Origin of the sequence: Parasphingorhabdus sp. (assembly GCF_039982395.1) — a bacterium.
Taxonomy (GTDB): Bacteria; Pseudomonadota; Alphaproteobacteria; order Sphingomonadales; family Sphingomonadaceae; genus Parasphingorhabdus.
This window is the reverse complement of the sequence record NZ_JBDWYO010000001.1, coordinates 568,319-588,630: the sequence shown is the minus strand read 5'-3', so window position 1 is coordinate 588,630 and position 20,312 is coordinate 568,319. Positions and strand designations below refer to the sequence as shown.

Annotated in this window: 22 protein-coding genes; 16 read left to right on the top strand and 6 right to left on the bottom strand. The window is 53.4% G+C overall.

The features are described from left to right. Positions 1–19: 19 nt before the first annotated feature. Genes coaE through ABJV08_RS02875 form a run of 4 tightly spaced genes read right to left on the bottom strand, consistent with a single transcriptional unit; the run spans position 20 to position 2,883 of the window. Entirely contained in the window at positions 20–628 is a 609-nt protein-coding gene (gene coaE / locus ABJV08_RS02890) for a dephospho-CoA kinase (RefSeq protein WP_348038723.1), read from the bottom strand. Next, positions 625–1,443, bottom strand: coding sequence for a shikimate dehydrogenase (aroE, locus tag ABJV08_RS02885; RefSeq protein ID WP_348038725.1), 819 nt, complete (start codon positions 1,441–1,443; stop codon positions 625–627). Before aroE ends, coaE begins: the two co-directional genes overlap by 4 nt. Continuing rightward, positions 1,440–2,069 (bottom strand): nucleoside triphosphate pyrophosphatase, encoded by a 630-nt coding sequence (locus tag ABJV08_RS02880; protein ID WP_348038727.1) that lies wholly within the window; start codon positions 2,067–2,069, stop codon positions 1,440–1,442. The genes aroE and ABJV08_RS02880 overlap by 4 nt, the downstream gene beginning before the upstream one ends. Beyond that, a complete protein-coding gene (locus ABJV08_RS02875; RefSeq protein ID WP_348038729.1) occupies positions 2,038–2,883 on the bottom strand; it encodes a pyruvate, water dikinase regulatory protein in 846 nt (281 codons plus the stop codon). The genes ABJV08_RS02880 and ABJV08_RS02875 overlap by 32 nt, the downstream gene beginning before the upstream one ends. A gap of 301 nt (positions 2,884–3,184) precedes the next feature. Here ABJV08_RS02875 and hemE point away from each other — a divergent pair, with 301 nt between their 5' ends. The 6 genes from hemE (at position 3,185) to ABJV08_RS02845 (ending at position 7,574) form a co-directional block, all read left to right on the top strand. Beyond that, positions 3,185–4,219: a uroporphyrinogen decarboxylase gene (gene hemE / locus ABJV08_RS02870; protein ID WP_348038731.1), complete on the top strand. Its 1,035-nt coding sequence runs from the start codon at positions 3,185–3,187 to the stop codon at positions 4,217–4,219. Then, a complete protein-coding gene (locus ABJV08_RS02865; protein ID WP_348038733.1) occupies positions 4,216–4,659 on the top strand; it encodes a CopD family protein in 444 nt (147 codons plus the stop codon). The genes hemE and ABJV08_RS02865 overlap by 4 nt, the downstream gene beginning before the upstream one ends. Positions 4,660–4,805: 146 nt before the next feature. Beyond that, the gene (gene rho, locus ABJV08_RS02860; protein WP_348038735.1) at positions 4,806–6,062 is read left to right on the top strand and encodes a transcription termination factor Rho; all 1,257 of its coding nucleotides are present in this window, start codon (positions 4,806–4,808) and stop codon (positions 6,060–6,062) included. Between the two features lie 18 nt (positions 6,063–6,080). Continuing rightward, positions 6,081–6,380 (top strand): antibiotic biosynthesis monooxygenase, encoded by a 300-nt coding sequence (locus tag ABJV08_RS02855; RefSeq protein WP_348038737.1) that lies wholly within the window; start codon positions 6,081–6,083, stop codon positions 6,378–6,380. Next, on the top strand, positions 6,373–7,098 hold the full coding sequence (locus ABJV08_RS02850; RefSeq protein ID WP_348038739.1) for a YjbE family putative metal transport protein: 726 nt from the start codon (positions 6,373–6,375) through the stop codon (positions 7,096–7,098). Before ABJV08_RS02855 ends, ABJV08_RS02850 begins: the two co-directional genes overlap by 8 nt. A gap of 41 nt (positions 7,099–7,139) precedes the next feature. Further along, complete coding sequence (locus tag ABJV08_RS02845; protein ID WP_348038741.1) at positions 7,140–7,574, top strand: hypothetical protein; 435 nt, start codon at positions 7,140–7,142, stop codon at positions 7,572–7,574. Here ABJV08_RS02845 and ABJV08_RS02840 read toward each other — a convergent pair. Both ABJV08_RS02840 and ABJV08_RS02835 read right to left on the bottom strand, forming a co-directional pair. Continuing rightward, entirely contained in the window at positions 7,571–7,972 is a 402-nt protein-coding gene (locus tag ABJV08_RS02840) for a nuclear transport factor 2 family protein (protein ID WP_348038743.1), read from the bottom strand. The two genes, ABJV08_RS02845 and ABJV08_RS02840, sit on opposite strands and share 4 nt — an antisense overlap. Next, the gene (locus tag ABJV08_RS02835) at positions 7,969–8,667 is read right to left on the bottom strand and encodes a dienelactone hydrolase family protein (protein ID WP_348038745.1); all 699 of its coding nucleotides are present in this window, start codon (positions 8,665–8,667) and stop codon (positions 7,969–7,971) included. Before ABJV08_RS02835 ends, ABJV08_RS02840 begins: the two co-directional genes overlap by 4 nt. Positions 8,668–8,797: 130 nt before the next feature. Between ABJV08_RS02835 and ABJV08_RS02830 the strand changes: the two genes are divergently transcribed. From ABJV08_RS02830 to ABJV08_RS02785, 10 genes are all read left to right on the top strand, one after another. Beyond that, positions 8,798–9,070 carry a DUF6489 family protein gene (locus ABJV08_RS02830; protein ID WP_348038747.1) on the top strand — a complete coding sequence of 91 codons (273 nt, stop codon included), beginning with the start codon at positions 8,798–8,800 and terminating at the stop codon, positions 9,068–9,070. A gap of 15 nt (positions 9,071–9,085) precedes the next feature. Continuing rightward, positions 9,086–10,384, top strand: a complete 1,299-nt coding sequence (mnmE, locus tag ABJV08_RS02825) for a tRNA uridine-5-carboxymethylaminomethyl(34) synthesis GTPase MnmE (protein WP_348038749.1) — start codon at positions 9,086–9,088, stop codon at positions 10,382–10,384. A 74-nt stretch (positions 10,385–10,458) separates the two neighbouring features. After that, positions 10,459–12,324: a tRNA uridine-5-carboxymethylaminomethyl(34) synthesis enzyme MnmG gene (mnmG, locus tag ABJV08_RS02820; protein WP_348038751.1), complete on the top strand. Its 1,866-nt coding sequence runs from the start codon at positions 10,459–10,461 to the stop codon at positions 12,322–12,324. Then, positions 12,321–12,938: a 16S rRNA (guanine(527)-N(7))-methyltransferase RsmG gene (gene rsmG / locus ABJV08_RS02815; RefSeq protein WP_348038753.1), complete on the top strand. Its 618-nt coding sequence runs from the start codon at positions 12,321–12,323 to the stop codon at positions 12,936–12,938. The genes mnmG and rsmG overlap by 4 nt, the downstream gene beginning before the upstream one ends. A gap of 28 nt (positions 12,939–12,966) precedes the next feature. After that, positions 12,967–13,749 carry an AAA family ATPase gene (locus tag ABJV08_RS02810; RefSeq protein ID WP_348038755.1) on the top strand — a complete coding sequence of 261 codons (783 nt, stop codon included), beginning with the start codon at positions 12,967–12,969 and terminating at the stop codon, positions 13,747–13,749. Further along, positions 13,749–14,714 carry a ParB/RepB/Spo0J family partition protein gene (locus ABJV08_RS02805; RefSeq protein ID WP_348039302.1) on the top strand — a complete coding sequence of 322 codons (966 nt, stop codon included), beginning with the start codon at positions 13,749–13,751 and terminating at the stop codon, positions 14,712–14,714. The genes ABJV08_RS02810 and ABJV08_RS02805 overlap by 1 nt, the downstream gene beginning before the upstream one ends. Before the next feature lie 267 nt (positions 14,715–14,981). After that, positions 14,982–15,473 (top strand): DUF4402 domain-containing protein, encoded by a 492-nt coding sequence (locus ABJV08_RS02800; protein ID WP_348038757.1) that lies wholly within the window; start codon positions 14,982–14,984, stop codon positions 15,471–15,473. Between the two features lie 237 nt (positions 15,474–15,710). After that, on the top strand, positions 15,711–16,547 hold the full coding sequence (locus tag ABJV08_RS02795; RefSeq protein WP_348038759.1) for a molecular chaperone: 837 nt from the start codon (positions 15,711–15,713) through the stop codon (positions 16,545–16,547). Positions 16,548–16,606: 59 nt separating this feature from the next. After that, positions 16,607–19,342 (top strand): carboxypeptidase-like regulatory domain-containing protein, encoded by a 2,736-nt coding sequence (locus ABJV08_RS02790; RefSeq protein ID WP_348038761.1) that lies wholly within the window; start codon positions 16,607–16,609, stop codon positions 19,340–19,342. A gap of 74 nt (positions 19,343–19,416) precedes the next feature. Beyond that, entirely contained in the window at positions 19,417–20,307 is an 891-nt protein-coding gene (locus ABJV08_RS02785; protein ID WP_348038763.1) for an alpha/beta hydrolase, read from the top strand. Positions 20,308–20,312: the final 5 nt, after the last annotated feature.

The following is a 20,312-nucleotide window of genomic DNA, read 5'->3' as shown; positions in this document are numbered from 1 at the left end:
TATCGGACCGAACATTAGGTTACGCAAGGGAAGCTTTCAGTTTTTGGACAAGTTTTTGCACCTGTTGGCGTGTTTCCGACAAGGACAGGGATGTATCAATCACAGAATCGGCCCGTTGCCGTTTTTCCGCATCCGGCATTTGCAGTGCTTTTATCTGTTCAAACCGCGTCTCTGTCATGCCGGGTCTTGCGAGAACCCGAGTCCGTTGGTCTTGCTCGCCAGCCGAGACCACCACAATATGGTCAACGCTCTCGGCTCCGCCCTTCTCAAAAAGCAGCGGAATATCAAACAAGATCAAAGGCTGGTCATGATTCTGTTCCAAAAATGCCAAACGCATATCCCCGACAGCGGGATGAATCAGCCTTTCAAGCTGCTGCAAAGCATCCGGATCACCGAGAACTGCTGCGCCAAGCTTCTGCCGGTCGACACCATCGCTGTTCGTGCTTCCCGGAAACAGGGCTTCAATCGCATCGACCAGAGCGCCACCGGGTCCCTGTAGCTCGTGAACCGCGGCGTCAGCATCAAACATCGGAACGTCTTCATCGACGAACATCTGGGCAACCGTGGATTTCCCCATGCCGATCGAACCCGTCAAACCGATAATGAAAGGCCTGCCCCGCTGTGTCACGCGATCAACAATTTTCTGAGTTGATCATCATGTTCCATGGGCGGAGTTGCACCAAAAAACAGTTCAAAGGCCAGTGCCGCCTGCCCAATCAACATGTCTAGACCATCGACCACCGCCAAATCCCGTTGTTTGGCAGCCCGCAAGAGGTCCGTCTTCAAAGGAGCATAGACGAGATCATATACCAGGGCATCTGCAGGCAAAGGCGCGAGGTCTATTTCCAGCGGTGCTTTGCCGGTCATGCCGAGCGGGCTTGCATTGATCAGCAGATCGGCTTCCGGCAAACGGGCATCCATCGGCAGAACCCCGCCTTTCGCTGACGCCTGCATGAGCAGACCGGTCGCTTTCAATCCGTTGCGCGCGACAATGGTTATCTCGCCTATTCCGGCCTGTTTCAGCGCGAACAATACCGCGCGTGCGGCTCCGCCGGCGCCAATCACCACTGCATGTTTTTTCGACCAGTCTGTATCGGCTATGGGTGCCAGAAAACCGGCTGCATCGGTGTTGGTGCCCATCAAACTGCCGTCGGCTTGTCGCACGATCGTGTTCATGGCGCCGATCTTCTCACGCACACCACCTGGATCCGCTACCAGATCCATAATATCTATCTTGTGCGGAAGCGTGACATTGCAGCCGCGCCAGTCCGGGTCAGCAAGCCTCTGCGCTATATAATCCGGCAAGTCGGCAGGCGTGACATGATAAGCCCGATAGTCCGCTTCGATTGCCAGTTTTTCGAGCCAGAATTTGTGGATGAGCGGGGATTTGCTTTGGGCAATCGGATCTCCGATTACTTCGGCATAGGAAGTGTTTGTGGTCATGTCGGCAAAATACCCCGGATGCGAAGATAGTCCAGCAAATGCAATAGCGGCAGCCCCATGATCGTGAATTGGCTGCCAGAAATGTCAGAAAAAAGCTGTGAACCCCGGCCCTCAATCTCATAGCAACCGACACAATATTGGATCCTGTCCCATTCCGAATCGACATAATGCTCGATAAAGGAATCGCTCAGCTGCCGGACCGAAAGCGTCGCAATATCCACATGCCGCCAAACAGATCTCCCTTGTTCGGCAATCACCGCGGCGCTGAACAGCTTGTGCTTTTTACCAGACAGCAATTTCAGATGCGCCATCGCTTCGGCACGGTCGACCGGTTTGTCGAGCATCGAGCCATCTGCGAGCGCCAGAACCTGATCACCGCCCAATATCATGCCCGCTCCGATCCGCTGTGACAGCCGGACTGCTTTTGCTTCAGCCAACGCATCGGCAAGATTGCGGGCGGTTACGCCTTCGCTTTTCAGGCCTTCTTTGAGAGAATCTTCGTCAACATTGGGGGCCATTGCTTCAACCGTCACACCTGCAGCGGTCAGCATAGCTAACCGGGCCTTGCTTTTTGAGGCCAGTATCAAACTTACATCATTCACCTTCAACAACCTTTTGATCTTCATCGGTGCCGACATGGCGATCGTTATAAAGGTTGATGATAGCAGCAGCTGATTCTTCAATCGAACGCCGCGTTACGTCAATCATTGGCCAGCCATTATCAGCGAACATACGGCGAGCATATTGGGTTTCCGCTTTGACCTTCTCTTCGTTGACATAATCTGTTTCCGGCGCCTGGTTCAGCGACAAAAGCCGATTTCGGCGCACCTGCACCAGCCGGGATGCACCTGTGATCAAACCCACCACCAGCGGGTTTTTCAGATGGTATAGCGAATCTGGTGGCGGCGATTCCGGCACGATCGGAATATTGGCGGTTTTATACCCGCGATTGGCCAAATAGATGGAGGTTGGTGTTTTCGAGGTTCTTGACACACCCGCAAGCACAATATCCGCTTCTTCCCAATTTTCCGAACCAACGCCGTCATCATGCGCAATGGTGAACTGAATAGCCTCAACCCGGGCAAAATAAGCAGCATCCAATATATGCTGACGCCCTGGACGCGCTTTGGCTTCTTGTCCCAGCATATTGGACAACGCATCGGTCACTGTATCCAGCGCGGGCACTGAAGGTAGGCCCAAATGCCTGCATTCACGTTCCAGCTTCGCTCTGATATCGCGATTCACGATCGTAAAAATCACCAGACCAGGATTATCTGCTACTTCGGCCAAAATCCGGTTGAGATGCTTTTCAGACCGGACCATAGGCCAGAAATGCTTGATAATCTCGACACCGTCAAACTGGGCAAGAGCCGCCTTCGCGATGTTTTCCAAGGTTTCCCCGGTCGAATCCGAGAGCATATGAAGATGAAGCCGGTTCATACCCTAAGCTTTGTGATTTCACGGGGGATAAAGCAAGGGATGAAAATGGGGATAACCAATACTGCAATTTTCTTCCCCGATTCCCGCAAATCCATCCACAGCGAACCAACATTGATAGATTCCATCCACAGACTGTGGATAGCGGGCATCAAATTTGGGAATCGGTTAAATTTTCGTTAACGGCAGACTGTCAATCTGTTTGTAATTGCGGTGCTGGCAGGTTACCTGCCTTTTCCACGCTCTATCATCAACAACAATCTATATTAAATACTTATATAATATAATGGATGACCGTCTTTCTATGTCGAACGGAAATGATTCACAGAAAATTTTGCTCCAGACATTGCTCGGCAATAAAACCGATCAAACGCCTGTCTGGTTAATGCGCCAAGCAGGACGCTATTTACCGGAATATCGGGAATTGCGTGCGAAAAAAGGCGGATTTCTTGAGCTTTGCTATGATGCAGATTCGGCTGCCGAAGTCACATTACAACCCATCAAGCGTTTTGCTTTTGATGGCGCGATCTTGTTTTCCGATATTTTGATCGTTCCCCATGCGATGGGCCAGGATTTGTGGTTTGTAGCAGGGGAAGGACCCCGGTTGGCGCCGAAGCTACTGGATGCGTCTTTGGCGTCTCTAGAGGCGGCTCCTGAGCATTTTGAAGCTATATACGCAACGGTTCGTACGGTCGCTTCGCAGCTTGACGATAAAACAACCTTCATGGGCTTTGCAGGCAGTCCCTGGACGATCGCGACTTATATGGTCAACGGGCAGGGCAGCAAGGATCAGGCAGCCACCCGTCGCTTTGCCTATCAGGATGAAGCAGCATTTTCCGAATTGATCGCCGCGATTGTTGAAAACACAGTGATCTATTTGCTGGGTCAGATCGAGGCCGGCGTGGATGCCATTCAACTTTTCGATAGCTGGGCTGGATCGCTATCGCCGGCCCAGTTTGAAAAATGGGTGGTTGCGCCCAATGCGGAAATTATTTCCCGGATAAAAGCAGTGCATCCGGACCTCCCGATCATTGGCTTTCCAAAGGGGGCTGGAGCAAAATTGGTCGCTTATGCGAATGAAACGGGTGCTGACGCCATTGGTTTGGATGAAACAGTAGATCCTGTTTGGGCTCATAAAAATCTGCCCGCTGAATTGCCGTTGCAAGGAAATCTTGATCCGCTTGCCTTGATTGCGGGCGGAGAAGCACTGGAAAAATCTGCGCGCCATATTCTTGATATTTTCGGCGACCGTCCGCATATTTTCAATCTCGGGCATGGAATTTTGCCCGATACTCCCATTGAACATGTCGAAAAGCTGCTTACACTCATACGGCAATGAATGAAATAATCGCCATGCTCTATCTCTGGCTGAAATCGGCCCATATCATCTTCGTTATATTCTGGATGGCCGGGCTGTTCATGATGCCGCGTTTCTTTGTCTATCATCAGGAATGTGCGGTAGGTTCCGAAGAAGATGGAAAATGGATCGAGCGCGAGGGCAAGCTTCGCAAGATCATTCTCAATCCTTCCTTGATCATCGTATGGCTGCTCGGATTGATACTGGCCTATAATATTGGCGCGTTCAGCCAGGGCTGGTTTCACGCCAAGCTACTCGTGGTGTTGTTGCTAACCGGCTATCATGGCTGGATGATCGGCTATGTAAAGAAACTCGCTAAGGGCGAGCGGACAATGACCGACAAAGGCCTGCGATTGGTCAACGAAGTGCCGGGGATAACCGCTGCTGTCATTGTTATATTGGTGATCATCAAACCGTTTTGATTGCGGCTGGTTGACAGAGAAATGACAAAGGCGTAATTGAACGCCAAAGCCCGTTCGGGCGAATTTCCATGTGATACGATAACAGCAACGCGCTGCGCACATGCCAAAAGAATGAATAACCTCCTTACATATTTGGATAATCTTCCATGCATTTAAAAGAATTAAAAGAAAAATCGCCTGCTGGTCTCGTCTCTATGGCGGAAGGACTAGGCGTTGAAAGCGCATCGACGCTTCGCAAACAGGATCTGATGTTCGCAATTTTGAAAGAGCTTGCGGATCAAGATGAACTGATCATGGGCCTCGGTACGATTGAAGTCTTGCCCGATGGTTTTGGTTTCTTGCGATCACCCGAAGCCAATTATCTTGCCGGTCCTGATGATATTTATGTTTCTCCCAACCAGGTTCGCAAATTTGGTCTGCGCACCGGTGATACGGTTGAAGGCGAAATTCGCGCCCCGAAAGACGGCGAGCGCTATTTTGCACTGACCAAGCTGACTGCGATCAATTTTGATGAACCGGATGCTGTCCGGCATCGGGTCAATTTTGACAATCTCACCCCGCTATATCCGGATGAGAAGCTCACGCTGGATAGTCTCGATCCAACCGAGAAAGACAAGTCTGCGCGGGTGATCGATATTGTATCACCACAGGGCAAAGGCCAACGTGCCTTGATTGTGGCGCCGCCGCGGACCGGTAAAACCGTTCTGTTGCAGAATATTGCCAAGGCGATCACCGACAATCATCCTGAAGTCTATCTTCTGGTGTTGCTGATCGACGAACGGCCGGAAGAAGTTACCGACATGCAGCGTTCGGTGAAGGGCGAAGTGATCAGCTCGACTTTTGACGAGCCAGCCACCCGCCACGTACAGGTTGCTGAGATGGTGATCGAAAAAGCGAAGCGTCTGGTCGAACATAAGCATGATGTGGTTATCTTGCTCGATTCCATCACCCGCCTCGGCCGTGCCTATAACACTGTGGTACCAAGCTCCGGCAAGGTTCTCACTGGCGGTGTTGACGCTAACGCGCTGCAACGTCCAAAACGCTTTTTCGGTGCTGCGCGAAATATTGAAGAAGGTGGGTCTCTGTCGATCATTGCAACGGCGCTGATCGATACCGGTAGCCGGATGGATGAGGTCATCTTTGAAGAATTCAAGGGCACCGGTAACTCGGAAATTGTCCTGGATCGCAAAGTCTCTGACAAACGTATCTTCCCTGCGTTGGATGTCGGGAAATCCGGCACGCGTAAGGAAGAGTTGCTGGTCGAGGACGAGAAGCTCAAGAAAATGTGGGTGCTGCGCCGTATCCTCATGCAAATGGGCACGATCGACGCGATGGAATTCTTGCTCGACAAGATGAAGGACAGCAAATCCAACGACGATTTCTTCGACAGCATGAATCAATAAGCTTAGCGGATTGTCCTGATGATCGTCGAACATGCGATATTGCAAGTCCGGCCAGGGCAGTCGGGTGATTTTGAATTGGCGATGGCGAAAGCCCGGCCGCTCGTTGCTGCTCAACCCGGTTTTCAGTCGATAGAGATCCGCCCATCGTCCGATGATCCGGATCGCTATTTATTGTTGATCAGTTGGGACCGGATTGAATCGCATCGCGATGGGTTTCGGCAATCACCAGAATATCAACAATGGCGTGGCTTGCTTCACGATTTCTATGACCCTATGCCGACAGTGAACTATTACGGACCTTCTATTTTCCATGATTGACCTGATTTCCATCTTTTCCGCCGCGGCCTCGGGGCTCGGTTCGCCTGCAGAAATATGGCAAGCGATTCTCACCGATTTTTCGAAGATCGGCACGCCTGAAGCCTTGGCGGCTTTCGGCCAGGTCGTCTTGATCGATCTGGTTTTTGCCGCGGACAATGCGATTGTCGTTGGCGCGCTGGCTGGCGGTCTGCCGGCGGACCAGCGTCGCAAGGTGATCCTGATCGGTATCGGCGCGGCACTGGTGCTGCGTATATTGTTCGCGCTGATTGTGGTGCAGCTTCTGCAGATTGTTGGCCTGGTGCTGGCGGGCGGTTTGCTTTTGCTCTGGGTCGCGTGGAATTTTTACCGCGAGATTTTCCACGAAGGTGAATCTGGCGGGTCTCCGGAAATTGAAGGCGATGAACATAGCGGTGTCGCATCGAAGAAAAGCTTCTGGGCGGCTGCCTGGGCAGTCATGGCTGCTGACGTGTCGATGAGCCTAGACAATGTATTGGGCGTCGCTGGAGCCGCGCGCGAACATCCAGGCATATTGGTTGTCGGTCTCATACTCTCGGTTGCCCTGATGGGTCTGGCTGCCAATGTCATCGCCAAATATATCGAGCGGTACAAATGGATTGCCTATCTGGGTCTGGCCGTCATCATCTATGTCGCCGGCAAGATGATCTATTCGGGTCTGGTGGGTGATGAACAAACGATTGGCGTGCTGACGCTGTTTTGACGATTGTTGAACGAAGCTTGTAATTCAATTAGGCTTTGGTGGTGTCAGACCAAATGATCCCGATCGCCATTATCAATTCTCGAAGCGAAACCATGGTTGTTGCGTCGCTTCTGGATGCAGCCGGGATATTGGTTCATATTGGCGGATATAACCATGGTTCAGTGTCAATTTGTCCGCTCGCACTAGGTGGATTCCGACTGACCGTTCCGGCATTTCAGCATGCCCAAGCCAGTGCAATCATTGTCGATACACCCGGATTCGGCGAGTTTAATTACAGCTATGGTTTGCGCCGTGCGGTGGTTAAATTCCTCTTATTGTGGATTGGCCTCGTGGTCTTGCTGTCCATCCCGAAAATTCTCTACGATCCGGAATTCTTGCTTCCGAATCTTGGCATTATTCCAATGTCGGTTGTGGGAATTCCGGTTAATCCGCAAGGCTATAGTGAATATTTTCTACGTAGAAATGAAGAATCCTAACCCTTCATCTTCTCCAGCATTTTGCCCATTTCTTCCCAGACTTTGTTGATCGCTTTCAACGGCCGGACCATCACTTTGAAATTTTGAATCTTGCCGTCATCATTCCAGCTGATGATATCGACGCCGTTGACCTGGATGCCGTCGAGCTCGAGCTCGAATTCCAGCATAGCCATATTCTTTGTCTCATCGACAATTTCGCGAACATAGCGAAAGCTGTCATTGGCAAGGACAAGATCAGCGGCGCTGAGATAGGCGACTACCATATGTTTTCCGGATTGCGGCGTATGGACAACGGGCGAGTGGAACACCGCATCGTCGGCGATTTGGTCGGGTAGGCCGGATCCGCCTTTGTCTTCGAAATGGTCGTGCCAGACTTTCAAATTATTGTGGGCGCTCATGCCAGATGCTCCTTGAAAAATGCTTCGGTGCGGTTGTCCGCCAGTGTTGCAGCGACTTCGTCGCGGCGTGCACCAAATTGTGCGGCAAAGCCGTGATCAAGGCCATCATAGTCGTGCAGCACCACCTTTGGATGATCGTCCAGTCCGGCGTGCATGGCGGCTTGCGCATCGGCGGGAACAAAGCCGTCGGCGGTGGGGATATGCAGCATCACTTCATGAGCAATGGCCTGTTTTTCACCAAGCAGGCCATCAATACCGACGCCATAATAGCCGACAGATGCCCGAATATCGGTGCGGCAGGCGGTCATGAAGGCAAGGCGGCCGCCGAGGCAATAGCCGACGCTACCAACCTTGTGGCTGCCGATCGCGGTCTGGGCAAAGTGAATGGCGGCTTCGATATCGCGGATACCCTGATCTTGATCAAATTTGCCCATCAGATCCAGCGCGATCTGGAATTCTTCCTGGACGTCGGCGTCGAGATCCGTGCCTTCGTTAATCCGCCAGAACAGATCCGGTGCAATGGCAAGATAGCCGAGGCTCGCCCAATGGTCGCATTTCGCTCTGATGCCTTGATTGACGCCAAAAATTTCTTGGATGACCAATATGGCAGCGCTGGCGGTTCCATCCGGCTTGGCAACATAACAGGGAAATTCTGTCTCTCCGCTCAACGATTTGACCTGTTCCATCTCACCCATTTTGAAGCTCCTTTGCATCGTCCCTTGATTCTTTGGTCACAATATCCCCATATCAGCAGCAGGCAAGGTGGAACATCAAGCGGTTGGACGAGGGGGAACTTGCTTCAGTCGCGAAACAGAGGAAGACATAATGAAAGTCACCGTTGAACTGGACTGCACACCGGAAGAGGCGCGCCGCATGATCGGCTTGCCCGACGTTGCCAAACTCAATGAAAGCTACGTCAAGGAAATGTCCAAATTCTTGCAGGGTGCCAATTCGGTCGAACAGCTGCAGAATTTCACCAAGATCATCGCGCCGATGGGTGAGGCGGGGCTGAAGATGTTTTCATCCTTTGTGACCGGCGCAATGGGGGCGGGATCAAGCGGTGGAAAGTCGTCATCCACCAAGAAAAAGTCAGACTAGCCGCCGCTTTCTGCCATGTTGTCCGCTGTTGATACCATTTTCGCATTGTCCAGCGGACAACCGCCAGCAGCCATAGGAATCATAAGGATTAGCGGGCCGCTGGCTGGCCAGGCGCTTAAGGCGGTCACGCATGATTTACCAAAACCGCGTGTTACAGTACTTCGAAATATAACCAATTCGGTTAGTGGAGAATTGCTAGATTCTGCCTTGTGCCTCTGGTTACCGGGGCCGAACAGCGCGACAGGTGAAGATCTGGCGGAGATACACTGCCATGGCGGTCGTGCGGTGATCCGGGCGATTGAACAAGCGCTGGAGCAGTTGGACGGTCTGCGCAAGGCAGAGCCGGGAGAATTTACCCGCAGGGCGTTCACCCATGGCAAAATGGATCTTGCGGAATCCGAGGGCCTGTCTGATCTGCTCTTTGCCGAAACCGAACTGCAACGCAAAGCAGCGGTTCGCAATGCTGGGGGTGGATTGTCGCGCAAGATCGACGATTGGCAACAGCGGATATTGCAATTGTCCGCGATGGTGGAAGCGGAACTTGATTTTTCGGACGAAGATGATGTGGCACCGGCGCAAGCGGAAACGCTCCAGCGGCTGGCCATTGCTTTGGCAGAAGAAATCCGGGAGCTCTTGAAGCGGCCGCGAGCGGAAAAGCTTCGCGATGGCATCAGGGTTGTGCTGGGTGGTCCGCCGAATAGCGGCAAATCTACGCTGTTGAACGCTTTGGTCGAGCGCGAAGCGGCGATTGTTTCGGATATAGCAGGAACCACGCGTGATGTAATTGAAGTCCCAATCGGTTTGGGCGGGATTCCGTTTCTCTTTATCGATACGGCCGGGGTCAGGGACAGTGGGGCCGAGACCATCGAGAAAATCGGTATCGAGCGCGCCCATGAACAATTTGCAGCTGCCGATATTATCTTATGGTTGGGCGATGAAGGGCAGGGGCCCGATAGCGAAAACCTCGTTGAGGTCAGCTCCCGCAGCGATCACCCTGAGCATATCGCGAAAGGCAAAGAAGCCTTCTCTCTGTCTCCCGTCAGTGGGCAGGGTATGGATGGTCTCGTCGATTGTCTTGTGACGCGGGCCAAAGACATTCTACCCGACGGTGACCAGGTCAGCGTGAATGCCCGGCAGGCCGATCGAATGAATGCTGCGTGTGGCAGCCTAGATGCGATGATCCACGAGCCTGACTATCTGATCGTCGCAGAGCATCTGCGGACGGCGCGCATGGCATTAGATGAGATAACCGGTAAGGCGAGCACCGAAGATATGCTGGATGGTTTGTTCGGCAAATTCTGTATCGGAAAATAGCTGTTCCACGTGAAACAGCGTAGCGGCACCGGTAGATTTTGACCTGCAAACCCGCTTGGGCTATGGGCCGCGGCATGACGCAGACATTTGACATCATAGTTGTGGGCGGTGGCCATGCGGGCTGCGAGGCAGCCGCTGTTGCGGCGCGCATGGGCGTGTCCACCGCATTGGTAAGTTTTACCAAGGAAAGCATCGGGGCAATGTCCTGCAATCCAGCTATTGGTGGGCTGGGCAAAGGTCATCTTGTCCGCGAGGTTGACGCCTTTGACGGTTTAATCGGACGCGCTGCGGACGCCGCTGCCATCCATTACCGCATGCTAAACCTGTCCAAGGGCACAGCAGTGCAGGGACCGCGTATTCAGGCGGACCGTACGCTCTACAAGGCAGCGATTCACCGCATGCTCGATGCACAGGATCATTTGACCATTGTCGAGGGTGAGGTTTCCAGTCTGGTGATGTCGGACTCCCGCGTCACCGGCATCACGCTAGCGGACGGCTCTAGGATCACGGCTCAGGCGGTGATTCTGGCTACCGGCACTTTCCTGAACGGGAAATTGTTTCGTGGTGAAGAAACTGTTGAAGGGGGACGAACAGGCGAGGCGTCCTCGGTTTCTCTAGGACAACAGATCCGCGATGCCGGACTGCCGATCGCTCGCCTGAAAACGGGAACGCCACCCCGGCTTGATGGCCGGACGATCAATTGGGCATCTTTGCCGGAACAGCCGTCGGATGATGACGGATGGACCATGTCTCCAATGTCCAAAGGGCGGACGGTTCCTCAAACATTTTGTGCGGTCACCCGCACCAACGCCAAAACGCATGAGATTGTGCGCGGGTCACTGGATCGTTCGCCGTTATTTAGTGGCGCGATCGATGCGCAGGGTCCGCGCTATTGCCCCTCCATCGAGGACAAGATTCACCGATTCGCCGACCGTGATTCGCATCAGGTTTTTCTGGAACCAGAGGGATTGGGCACAAATCTAATCTATCCCAACGGGATTAGCACGTCCTTGCCAGCGAATATCCAACTGGAATTCGTGCGCACTATGGACGGTCTCGAAGAGGCCGAAATACTGGTGCCTGGCTATGCGGTGGAATATGATCATATCGATCCACGCGCGCTGGATCGTTCACTGAAAGTACGGGATCTTGAGGGGCTCTATTGTGCCGGCCAGATTAATGGCACAACCGGCTATGAAGAGGCTGCTGCTCAAGGTTTAATCGCAGGGCTAGCAGCTGCCTGTGTCGCCCAAGGCAAGGAAACACCCGAACTCGATCGTGGCACCAGCTATATGGCTGTGATGATCGACGACTTGGTTCTGCAGGGTGTCACCGAGCCTTATCGCATGCTTACCGCTCGGGCAGAATATCGACTTAGGCTCCGCGCGGACAATGCGTCTACCCGTTTGACTCCCATTGCTATTGCGGCCGGTTGCGTATCGTCGGCGAGAGCGGAATGGTTCAACAATCGCCAGCGCAATCGGAACATGATCTTTGAGGCGTTAGACACCGTCTGTTCCAGCGAGGATCTTGTGAAGGTCGGGATCGACGTCCGCCGCGACGGAACGAAGCAAAGCCTGTTCGACTGGCTCCGCTTTCCCAATATCACAATTCAATCACTGGAAGGATTGGAGGCATGTTTGGGGGATGTTGATCCGGCATTGAAGTTGGAGATTGAGGAGGATGCGCGTTACGCACCCTATCTCGAGCGACAAGAATCTGAGCTAAGGGATCTGCGGGCGAATGAGAAAATTCGTCTCGGTGATGACCTAGACTATGCAGCTATTGCCGGATTATCGAACGAAATGGTCGAACGTCTGACAACAGCGCGGCCAGAGACCCTGGCCGCGGCGTCGCGGATCAGGGGCATAACCCCAGCGGCACTTGCGGCGATATTGGTTCATGCCCGCCGTCGGGACAGCAGGAATATTGCCGCATGACGGAAGACGAAGCGCAGGCCTGGATCCGCGCGAATTTTGATGTTTCACGTGAAACATGGGAACGGCTCGAACTGTTCATCACTTTGTTGTGCGAAGAAATGCTGCTTCAGAATCTAATCTCCAAGTCTAGCGCAGACCTGATGTGGTCACGCCATGTCGTTGATAGCGCTCAACTTCTTCTTCTTGCTCCCAAGCCAGAAGGGGAGATGATTTGGCTCGACCTTGGGACCGGTGCAGGGTTCCCGGGTATGGTGGTGGCGATCCTCAGTAATTACCAAGTGCGCATGGTTGAATCCAGAAAGCGCCGATGTGAATTTCTCAACAAAGTGGTCGAAAAGATACAAATTGATGACCATTCTAGCATTTTACATGACCGGTTGGAGCAAATTGATAGCTTTCCCGCCGATGTCATAAGCGCGCGTGCCTTTGCTCCGCTCGATCGACTCATCGCACTTTCGCACCGGTTTTCCACAGAAAATACGGTTTGGCTCTTACCAAAGGGCAAAAATGCGGTAAGGGAGCTTAAAGGCCTTTCGCCAAAACGGCAAAAAATGTTCCACGTGGAACATAGTTTGACCGATCCGAGCGCCGGAATATTGGTGGGAAAGGGCTAGAAACCTGTTTTATAAGGTTGAGCTGACCATGGTTCGTATCGCAATAGCCAATCAAAAAGGCGGAGTGGGCAAGACAACCACAGCAATCAATATGGCCACTGCATTGGCCGCTAGTGGCTGGAAAGTGCTGCTTATTGATCTTGATCCGCAAGGAAATGCCTCTACTGGCCTCGGATTGTCGCAAGGCGATCGGGTCAACAGCAGCTATGATCTTTTAGTCAATGATGTTCCTTTGGCCGAGTGTATCAACCAGACGAGGGTTCCCGGGCTAGAAATCGTGCCCGCCACCGTTGATCTATCCGGCGCAGAGGTGGAATTGGTGGAGTTTGAAGAACGGACACATCGACTCAAAAAAGCCCTCGATTCCGCTGACAATGGCGCCTGGGATATTTGTTTGATCGATTGCCCCCCGTCTTTGGGCTTGCTCACTCTCAATGCTATGGTCGCGGTAGAATCTCTGCTGGTTCCGCTGCAGTGCGAGTTTTTTGCGCTCGAGGGATTGAGTCAGTTGCTGCAAACCGTGGAGCGTATTCGCGAGCGCTTTAACCGGCAACTCTCGGTCATGGGCGTGGTTCTGACCATGTATGATCGCCGTAACAAGCTAACCGAGCAGGTATCAGACGATGTTCGTGCCTGTTTGGGTGATGTTGTGTTTGACACAGTCATTCCGCGCAATGTTCGATTGTCTGAGGCACCAAGTCACGGGTTACCAGCCTTGATCTACGACCATCGCTGCACCGGTTCGGTGGCCTATATCGATCTCGCCCGGGAGTTGATTGGCCGCTTGCCCGACAGAAAGGTAGCCGCATGATGGCAGATGAAAAGACTGTGGATGAAAAGAACAAGAAGCCGCAAAAACGTGCGACCGGTCTGGGCCGGGGATTAAACAGTCTGTTTGGTGAAATTCAGCGGGAAGAGCCCATTGTAGCTGCTACATCGGGCGAAACGGATAGTGCAGGGGGCGAAGTGGCTTCTGTTGCGGCCATTGATGGCCTGCGTTCTATCGCCATTTCCGATATCCGGCCAAATCCTGATCAGCCGCGACAGACGTTCAACACGGACGCGTTGGACGAGTTGGCTGATAGTATGCGGCAACGCGGTGTGATTCAGCCAATTGTCGTGCGCCCGCATGGTAAGAATTTTCAAATTGTCGCCGGTGAACGGCGTTGGCGGGCCGCACAGCGCGCGCGCTTGCATCAGATACCAGCGGTGGTGCGCAATCTCAATGACGCGGAGACGCTGGAGATTGCGATTGTCGAAAATGTCCAACGTCGGGATCTGAATGTCATTGAAGAAGCCGAAGCTTATGCCAAGCTGAGCATCGATTTCGGGCATAGCCAGTCTAAGCTTGCGGAGATTGTCGGAAAGTCGCGCAGCCATGTTGCCAATTTAATGCGATTGCTCGAACTGCCTGACAGCGTGAAAACGCTTGTTGTCGATGAGAAGCTGTCCATGGGCCATGCCCGTGCCTTGATCAATGCACCCAATGCCGAAGAGTTGGCGCCGCAAGTTGCGAAACAAGGTCTGTCCGTTCGCGATGTCGAACGGCTAGTGCGCAAATCCCTGGCAGATAAGAATCCCACCCCACCGGAAAAGCGGGCTTCTATATCAGAGACCGATGCAGATATTCAGGCGCTGGAAACCCATTTGGGAGATTTGCTCGGGCTAAAGGTGAAAATCCAGTCTGACGGGCAGGGCGGCGCGATGTCGATCGAATATGCCAATCTTGATCAACTTGACCTCATTTGCCAACGCCTCACCGGAGAGCATATCTAGGGATTCACCCCCGTAAACGGTTGTTACCATCGGCCTTCTGCTTTGATTCCCAAGGTGCAATCTAGATAAATCAGCAATTAAATCTATATTTATCAAGTGCTTATTACATTAAAACAAAATTAACCATCACTGACAGCAAAGCCTTATCCTTTCCCGTGGATAAGAGCAGCTGAATGTTGATACAGGCGATGGTTGGCCAGTGGGTTTGGCCTGACTACACCGCATGTGTCCTTTCAGTAATGTAATAAACAATAGGGACCAGATTTAATGTCAAAATTTATCAAAGCCGCTTTGGCTTCTTCCGTACTTGCAGCCTCTGTCATGGGTGCAAATGCTGCTCAGGCCGCAACCGCATCTGCAGACGCACGTGCAAACATCCTTCAGCAGGTTACCGTGACTTCTGACGGCAGCGATCTTGACTTCGGCACCATCGTAACCGGTGCGACTGCTTCTTCTGTTGTTATCAGCTCTGCTGGTGCTCTGACTTGCGGTACTGGTCTGGTTTGCTCCGGCACCACCTCGGCTGCTGGCTTTGACGTTACCGGCACCACCGGTGAAATCGTAACCGTGTCTTCTGACGCTTCGGTTACTTTGACCGGCCCAAGCGACACGATGACCGCTTCTTTGACTCCAAGCGCGTCGACCATCACTCTTGATGGCACCGATGGCTTCACTGTTGGTGGAACGCTGTCTGTTGGCGCTAACCAGGCCGATGGCGCCTATGTTGGCACCTTCGGTGTGACCGTCAACTATCAGTGATTATTGAACCGATGGTGCTCTAGCACCATCGATCAAAACTGAACGAGAGCCCGCTTGCGACCGCCGTCGCGAGCGGGTTTTTCTATGGCCGTCGTTCGAGCGGGGCCCAGGTCCAACATGCGTTCAAAAAGCACCCATGGTTAGCCCTTTGGTAACCCTCTTCCTCTATAAGGATGTTGTGGGGAAAGGCTGACAAAACCAGCCTGTCCGAATGACCAGCCATGACCGGAGAAACAAATGACAATCCTGGGTTTTAAGAATTTGAGCAAATATTGTGTTGCTCTGGGTGCTTTGGCATCCGCAACACTGGCGACACCTGTGCAGGCTGCAGGGGATCTCTTGGTGGCGCCCACCCGGGTTGTTCTGGATGGCCAGCGTGGAACAGAAGTTATATTGAACAATATTGGAGCGGAGACCGCAACCTACCGGATTTCCTTGGAATTGCGTCGCATGACAAGCGAAGGCCGCTTGAAAGATGTCAGCGTCGAAGAGGCCAATGAGATTGAGCAGGCGGCCAAAAATATGATCCGCTATGCGCCGCGGCGGGTGACCTTGCCACCAAATCAGCCACAGGCGATTCGTTTGGGCGTGCGCGCGCCTGAAGGTCTTGCGGACGGCGAATATCGCGCGCATTTGCTTTTTCGCGCGATTCCAAAGGCGCGATCGGTGACCGATCAACAGTCACCGGCTGAAGGGTTTTCTATCGCCCTGACACCAATTTATGGCGTGACCATTCCCGTTATTATCCGGCAAGGCAACTTGCAGGCAACGGCCGCTATTGCAAACGGCCGCTTGGAGCAGGATGAAAACGGCCAGGCCTTTACGTTCGATCTCAGCCGCGCTGGTGAACGATCCACCTATGGTGAGATCCGGGTGACAAAAGCGGGTCTGAGCGAGCCGGTGATGGTCGCACGCGGCATTGCCGTCTACCCTGAAATCAACCAACGAAAAGTTATATTGCCGATTCCGGCTGAGGTTGCAGCGCAGCTCAAAGGTAAGGTCTCGGTTGAATATTACGAGCCCATCAATGCCGGCGGAGGCTTGATCGCCAAGACCGATATGGTTCTTAGATAAAGAATATTTATCAATGACTTAATGTGGTTGCACGCCACCAATAAGTCATGATTTGTACGATGAAACAGCCAATACATATGATCGGCCAGGGGCTTAATGCCCTGGTCAAAGCCGCGGGGATCATCTCGATCTCGGCGGCTTCGCTGTTTCTTGCGGCCCCCGCACAAGCCGAGGGCAAATGGACGGCGACGGATGACGATGCGCTGCTGTTTGATCTGCGTTCCGGAAAATATCGCCTGGGCGACGGGGTTCGCGGCTATCAAACGGACGCAGGTGTATGCGTTGATCTTGCTGATATGATCATGGCTCTCGATATTCCGCTTCGGCTGGACAAAAAGTCGCGCCGCGCAACTGGTTGGATCTTCTCCGAGAACCAGACGCTGACCATCGATCGTGACAGTGATATGGTACAAAAGGTGAACAGTCGTAAGAAATTGCAATATGGCCAGATTCATGATGTGCCAGAAGGCTGGTGCGTCAACGTTAAGAGCCTCTCTGACTGGTTTGATGTTCAATTTATACCGGATCTGTCAAACGCGCTCTTGACCATTGAATCGGATAGCAGGCTGCCGTTTGAACGGGCACTTGAACGAAAAGAGCAGGCGGCCAAGATCCGTCCACAGAAGCAATTCGATCTATCTGGCCTTCCTCAATCTTCCGAACCCTATAAATTCTGGCGCACGCCCTCTGTGGACGCCGTTGTTTCAGCCGGCGGCCTAAGGGATAAACAATCGGGTCAGAAATATGACCTTCGCTATGAGCTTTATGCTTCCGGTGAGGTTGGCAAAGCCAGTTTTGATGCCCGTCTATCCTCTGACGACAATGGCATACCCGAAAGCCTCAGATTGCGTGCTTACAGGACCGATCCGAAGGGGGGCCTTCTCGGGCCGCTAAAGGCAACCCATTTTGCACTGGGCGACGTATCGACCTTCTCGACTCCTTTGGTTTCGCAATCCGTTGCGGGACGGGGCGCCTTGGTGACCAACCGTCCCGTCGAACGGCCTGATAGCTTTGATCGTACCAGCTTCAGGGGTGAATTGCCCATTGGTTGGGATGCAGAGCTCTATCGCAACGGCCAGTTGCTTGCCTTTGCTGAAAACCGCACCGACGGTCGTTATGAATTTATCGATGTGCCACTGCTTTACGGTCAAAACCGGTTTGAAGTCGTGCTCTACGGCCCGCAGGGGCAGATTCGCCGCGATACGAAATCCATTCCTGTGGGTCTGGATTCCATTCCGCCCCGGAAAACCTATTATTGGGCTGGGGTCCACGAAGCAGGCGCGGATTTGATCCAACTTGGAAATCTTGTGCCCATACGCCAGGCCGGCTGGCGTGGCGGCGTCGGGGTGGAACGTGGTCTCAACGCCAAAACCTCGGTTGCGGCCTCATTGTTCAGCCTGCAAATCGACGGTATTCGGCATGACTATCTCGAAGGATCGGTTCGGCGAGCGGTGGGACCGGCGCTAGTGGAATTGTCGGCTTCATCGGATCTCGGCAGCGGCATGGCGTTTCGCGGCCAGCTGCTCGGTCAGCTCGGCAATAGCTATATTACCGCTGAATCAATCTTTGCCCGCGGTGGTTTCATCTCCGACCAGGTCGAAAAAAATGTCGAATCCCGGCACAGCCTTGCGATTGACCAAGGCTTTAAAATTGGCAGCAAGCTGGTGCCTGTCCATATAGACGCGCAATATGAGACGCGGTCTGATGGCCGGGATAGCCTGGATATAACGGGAAGATTATCCTTTAATCTCAGACGTTTATCTCTAACCGGCGAACTGAACTGGGAGAAGAGGTTTAGCGATATTGGTCCCGATCCCCCGGATCGTTTGGAAGCACGATTGCTCGCCAATGGACGGATTGGCAAGGTTCGCTTGCGTGGCGAGGCGGTTTACCGCCTGGCTCCGGAAAAGCGTTTTGAGCGGGTGGATTTGATCGGTGAATGGCGGGCTGGTGAGCGATCCGACTGGCGTGCGGAGCTTGGCTATGACGCGGGGCTTGATCGCGGACGCGCTGGAATTGGGATTATTCGCCGCTTCGATCGCTTTGCGGTTACCGCTACCGCTGAAGCTGCGACCGATGGATCTGTGGCGGCGGGCCTCAATCTGGCGTTCAGTCTCGGACCTGATCCGCGCAATGGCAAGTTCCGTCTCTCCAGCAACAAGCTGGCGAACAACGGACAGGCGCTGGCCATTGTATATCATGATGAAAACCGGGATGGCATCCGCCAACCGGGAGAGGCCTTGGCGAAAAATGTAGAATTGACCGCCGGGCAATCGGTCGCGCTTAACGCCACCGATGAAAATGGCAGTGCGATCATCGACAATCTGCAACCTTTCCGAGCGGTATTGATCGGGATTGATAGCAGCAGTCTGCCAAACCCTTATGTCCAGCCGGCTCTGCCCGGTATTGTCATCACGCCGCGACCCGGCGTTGCGGTGACGGTCGAGTTGCCATTGGTCAGTGCCGGCGAGGTTGAGGGCACATTGATGCGCAGAGGCGGCGGCTCCATCGCTGGTGTCGGAATGGAACTGGTCAATGTTGAAGGCCGGGTTGTGCGAGAGACCCAGACCGAATTTGACGGTTTCTTCCTGTTTGATGGGGTACCATATGGCAATTACACGGTCCGGATCGCCAAGCTTTCGGCCCAGGCCATCAAAGTGCCCGTGAATCTGGGGGCGAGCGTGGTGGTCGACGAGGACAATCAGGTCGCCCGATTGGGCGCAGTGACCGTCGGCAGCAATGCCAATATGGCGAATAATGAAACCGCGCCATCTGGCCGGCTAAATACGCCTTAGGGCGGCAGAGGCGCGTCTTGTAACCTATGGGCTTTCTGTTACTGATCCTGTTTTGTGCAGATCAGGAACCGTCCATGCAAGTCACCTCCAATGGCATCAATATCGAAGTAGAAGATCACGGAAACCCCGAAGACCCAGCCATATTGCTGGTGATGGGCTATACCGCGCAACTGGTCTATTGGCCGATGGATTTCGTCAACGCTCTGGTCGAACAAGGGTTTAGGGTCGTCACTTTTGACAACCGGGATGTCGGTCTTTCCTATAAATATGACGGGGTGCGCGCACCGCATCCGATCCGGCAGATGATCACCAAACGCTTTTTCGCCAAACGCCAGATGGCACCCTATAATTTGAGCGACATGGCGAGAGACGCCGTTGGCGTTCTCGATGCGCTCAAAATCGATCGCGCCCATATTGTTGGCGCGTCGATGGGCGGGATGATCGGCCAGTTGATCGCAGCGAATCATGCCGATCGGGTGCTGTCTTTCACGCCGATCATGTCATCGACCAACGGTCCGGGTCTGCCGGGTGCCAGTGCCGAAGTTCGGACAGTGCTGATGCGGACGGCCCGTGCAAAAACGAAAACCCCGGACGAGGCCCTGGAACTGGGGTTGGCTTTTTCTTCGCTTATCGCTTCGGAAGAAGGGCGTGGACGTCCGGATGAACGCAGAGCGATGATGAAATTGGCCCAGGAACGGGCCTTTTACCCGCCGGGCCCCAAGCGTCAGATGGCCGCCATTATAGACACGGGAAATTTGCGGCCGGTGGCTCAGAGGATCGCGGTACCGACCTTGGTCATCCACGGTGCGGATGACCCGCTTATCCCTTCTGCTTGCGGACAGGATATCGCGGAACATGTTAAAAATGCCCGCTTTGAATTGGTTGAGGGCATGGGGCATGATCTGCCGCCGAGCAAATTGCCGATGTTGGCCGAGCTTATCGGGGCCCATTGTAAGGCAGCCTGAAAAAA

What these genes read in the sequence shown, in the direction of transcription:
- ABJV08_RS02785 (WP_348038763.1), top strand. Translation starts at nt 19,417, where the DNA reads ATGCAAGTCACCTCCAATGGCATCAATATCGAAGTAGAAGATCACGGA.
- rsmG (WP_348038753.1), top strand. Translation starts at nt 12,321, where the DNA reads ATGACGGAAGACGAAGCGCAGGCCTGGATCCGCGCGAATTTTGATGTT.
- ABJV08_RS02865 (WP_348038733.1), top strand. Translation starts at nt 4,216, where the DNA reads ATGAATGAAATAATCGCCATGCTCTATCTCTGGCTGAAATCGGCCCAT.
- mnmG (WP_348038751.1), top strand. Translation starts at nt 10,459, where the DNA reads ATGACGCAGACATTTGACATCATAGTTGTGGGCGGTGGCCATGCGGGC.
- ABJV08_RS02830 (WP_348038747.1), top strand. Translation starts at nt 8,798, where the DNA reads ATGAAAGTCACCGTTGAACTGGACTGCACACCGGAAGAGGCGCGCCGC.
- ABJV08_RS02795 (WP_348038759.1), top strand. Translation starts at nt 15,711, where the DNA reads ATGACAATCCTGGGTTTTAAGAATTTGAGCAAATATTGTGTTGCTCTG.
- rho (WP_348038735.1), top strand. Translation starts at nt 4,806, where the DNA reads ATGCATTTAAAAGAATTAAAAGAAAAATCGCCTGCTGGTCTCGTCTCT.
- ABJV08_RS02805 (WP_348039302.1), top strand. Translation starts at nt 13,749, where the DNA reads ATGGCAGATGAAAAGACTGTGGATGAAAAGAACAAGAAGCCGCAAAAA.
- ABJV08_RS02790 (WP_348038761.1), top strand. Translation starts at nt 16,607, where the DNA reads ATGAAACAGCCAATACATATGATCGGCCAGGGGCTTAATGCCCTGGTC.
- hemE (WP_348038731.1), top strand. Translation starts at nt 3,185, where the DNA reads ATGTCGAACGGAAATGATTCACAGAAAATTTTGCTCCAGACATTGCTC.
- mnmE (WP_348038749.1), top strand. Translation starts at nt 9,086, where the DNA reads ATGTTGTCCGCTGTTGATACCATTTTCGCATTGTCCAGCGGACAACCG.
- ABJV08_RS02840 (WP_348038743.1), bottom strand. Translation starts at nt 7,972, where the DNA reads ATGAGCGCCCACAATAATTTGAAAGTCTGGCACGACCATTTCGAAGAC.
- ABJV08_RS02855 (WP_348038737.1), top strand. Translation starts at nt 6,081, where the DNA reads ATGATCGTCGAACATGCGATATTGCAAGTCCGGCCAGGGCAGTCGGGT.
- ABJV08_RS02810 (WP_348038755.1), top strand. Translation starts at nt 12,967, where the DNA reads ATGGTTCGTATCGCAATAGCCAATCAAAAAGGCGGAGTGGGCAAGACA.
- ABJV08_RS02800 (WP_348038757.1), top strand. Translation starts at nt 14,982, where the DNA reads ATGTCAAAATTTATCAAAGCCGCTTTGGCTTCTTCCGTACTTGCAGCC.
- ABJV08_RS02835 (WP_348038745.1), bottom strand. Translation starts at nt 8,667, where the DNA reads ATGGGTGAGATGGAACAGGTCAAATCGTTGAGCGGAGAGACAGAATTT.
- ABJV08_RS02850 (WP_348038739.1), top strand. Translation starts at nt 6,373, where the DNA reads ATGATTGACCTGATTTCCATCTTTTCCGCCGCGGCCTCGGGGCTCGGT.
- aroE (WP_348038725.1), bottom strand. Translation starts at nt 1,443, where the DNA reads ATGACCACAAACACTTCCTATGCCGAAGTAATCGGAGATCCGATTGCC.
- ABJV08_RS02880 (WP_348038727.1), bottom strand. Translation starts at nt 2,069, where the DNA reads ATGAAGATCAAAAGGTTGTTGAAGGTGAATGATGTAAGTTTGATACTG.
- ABJV08_RS02875 (WP_348038729.1), bottom strand. Translation starts at nt 2,883, where the DNA reads ATGAACCGGCTTCATCTTCATATGCTCTCGGATTCGACCGGGGAAACC.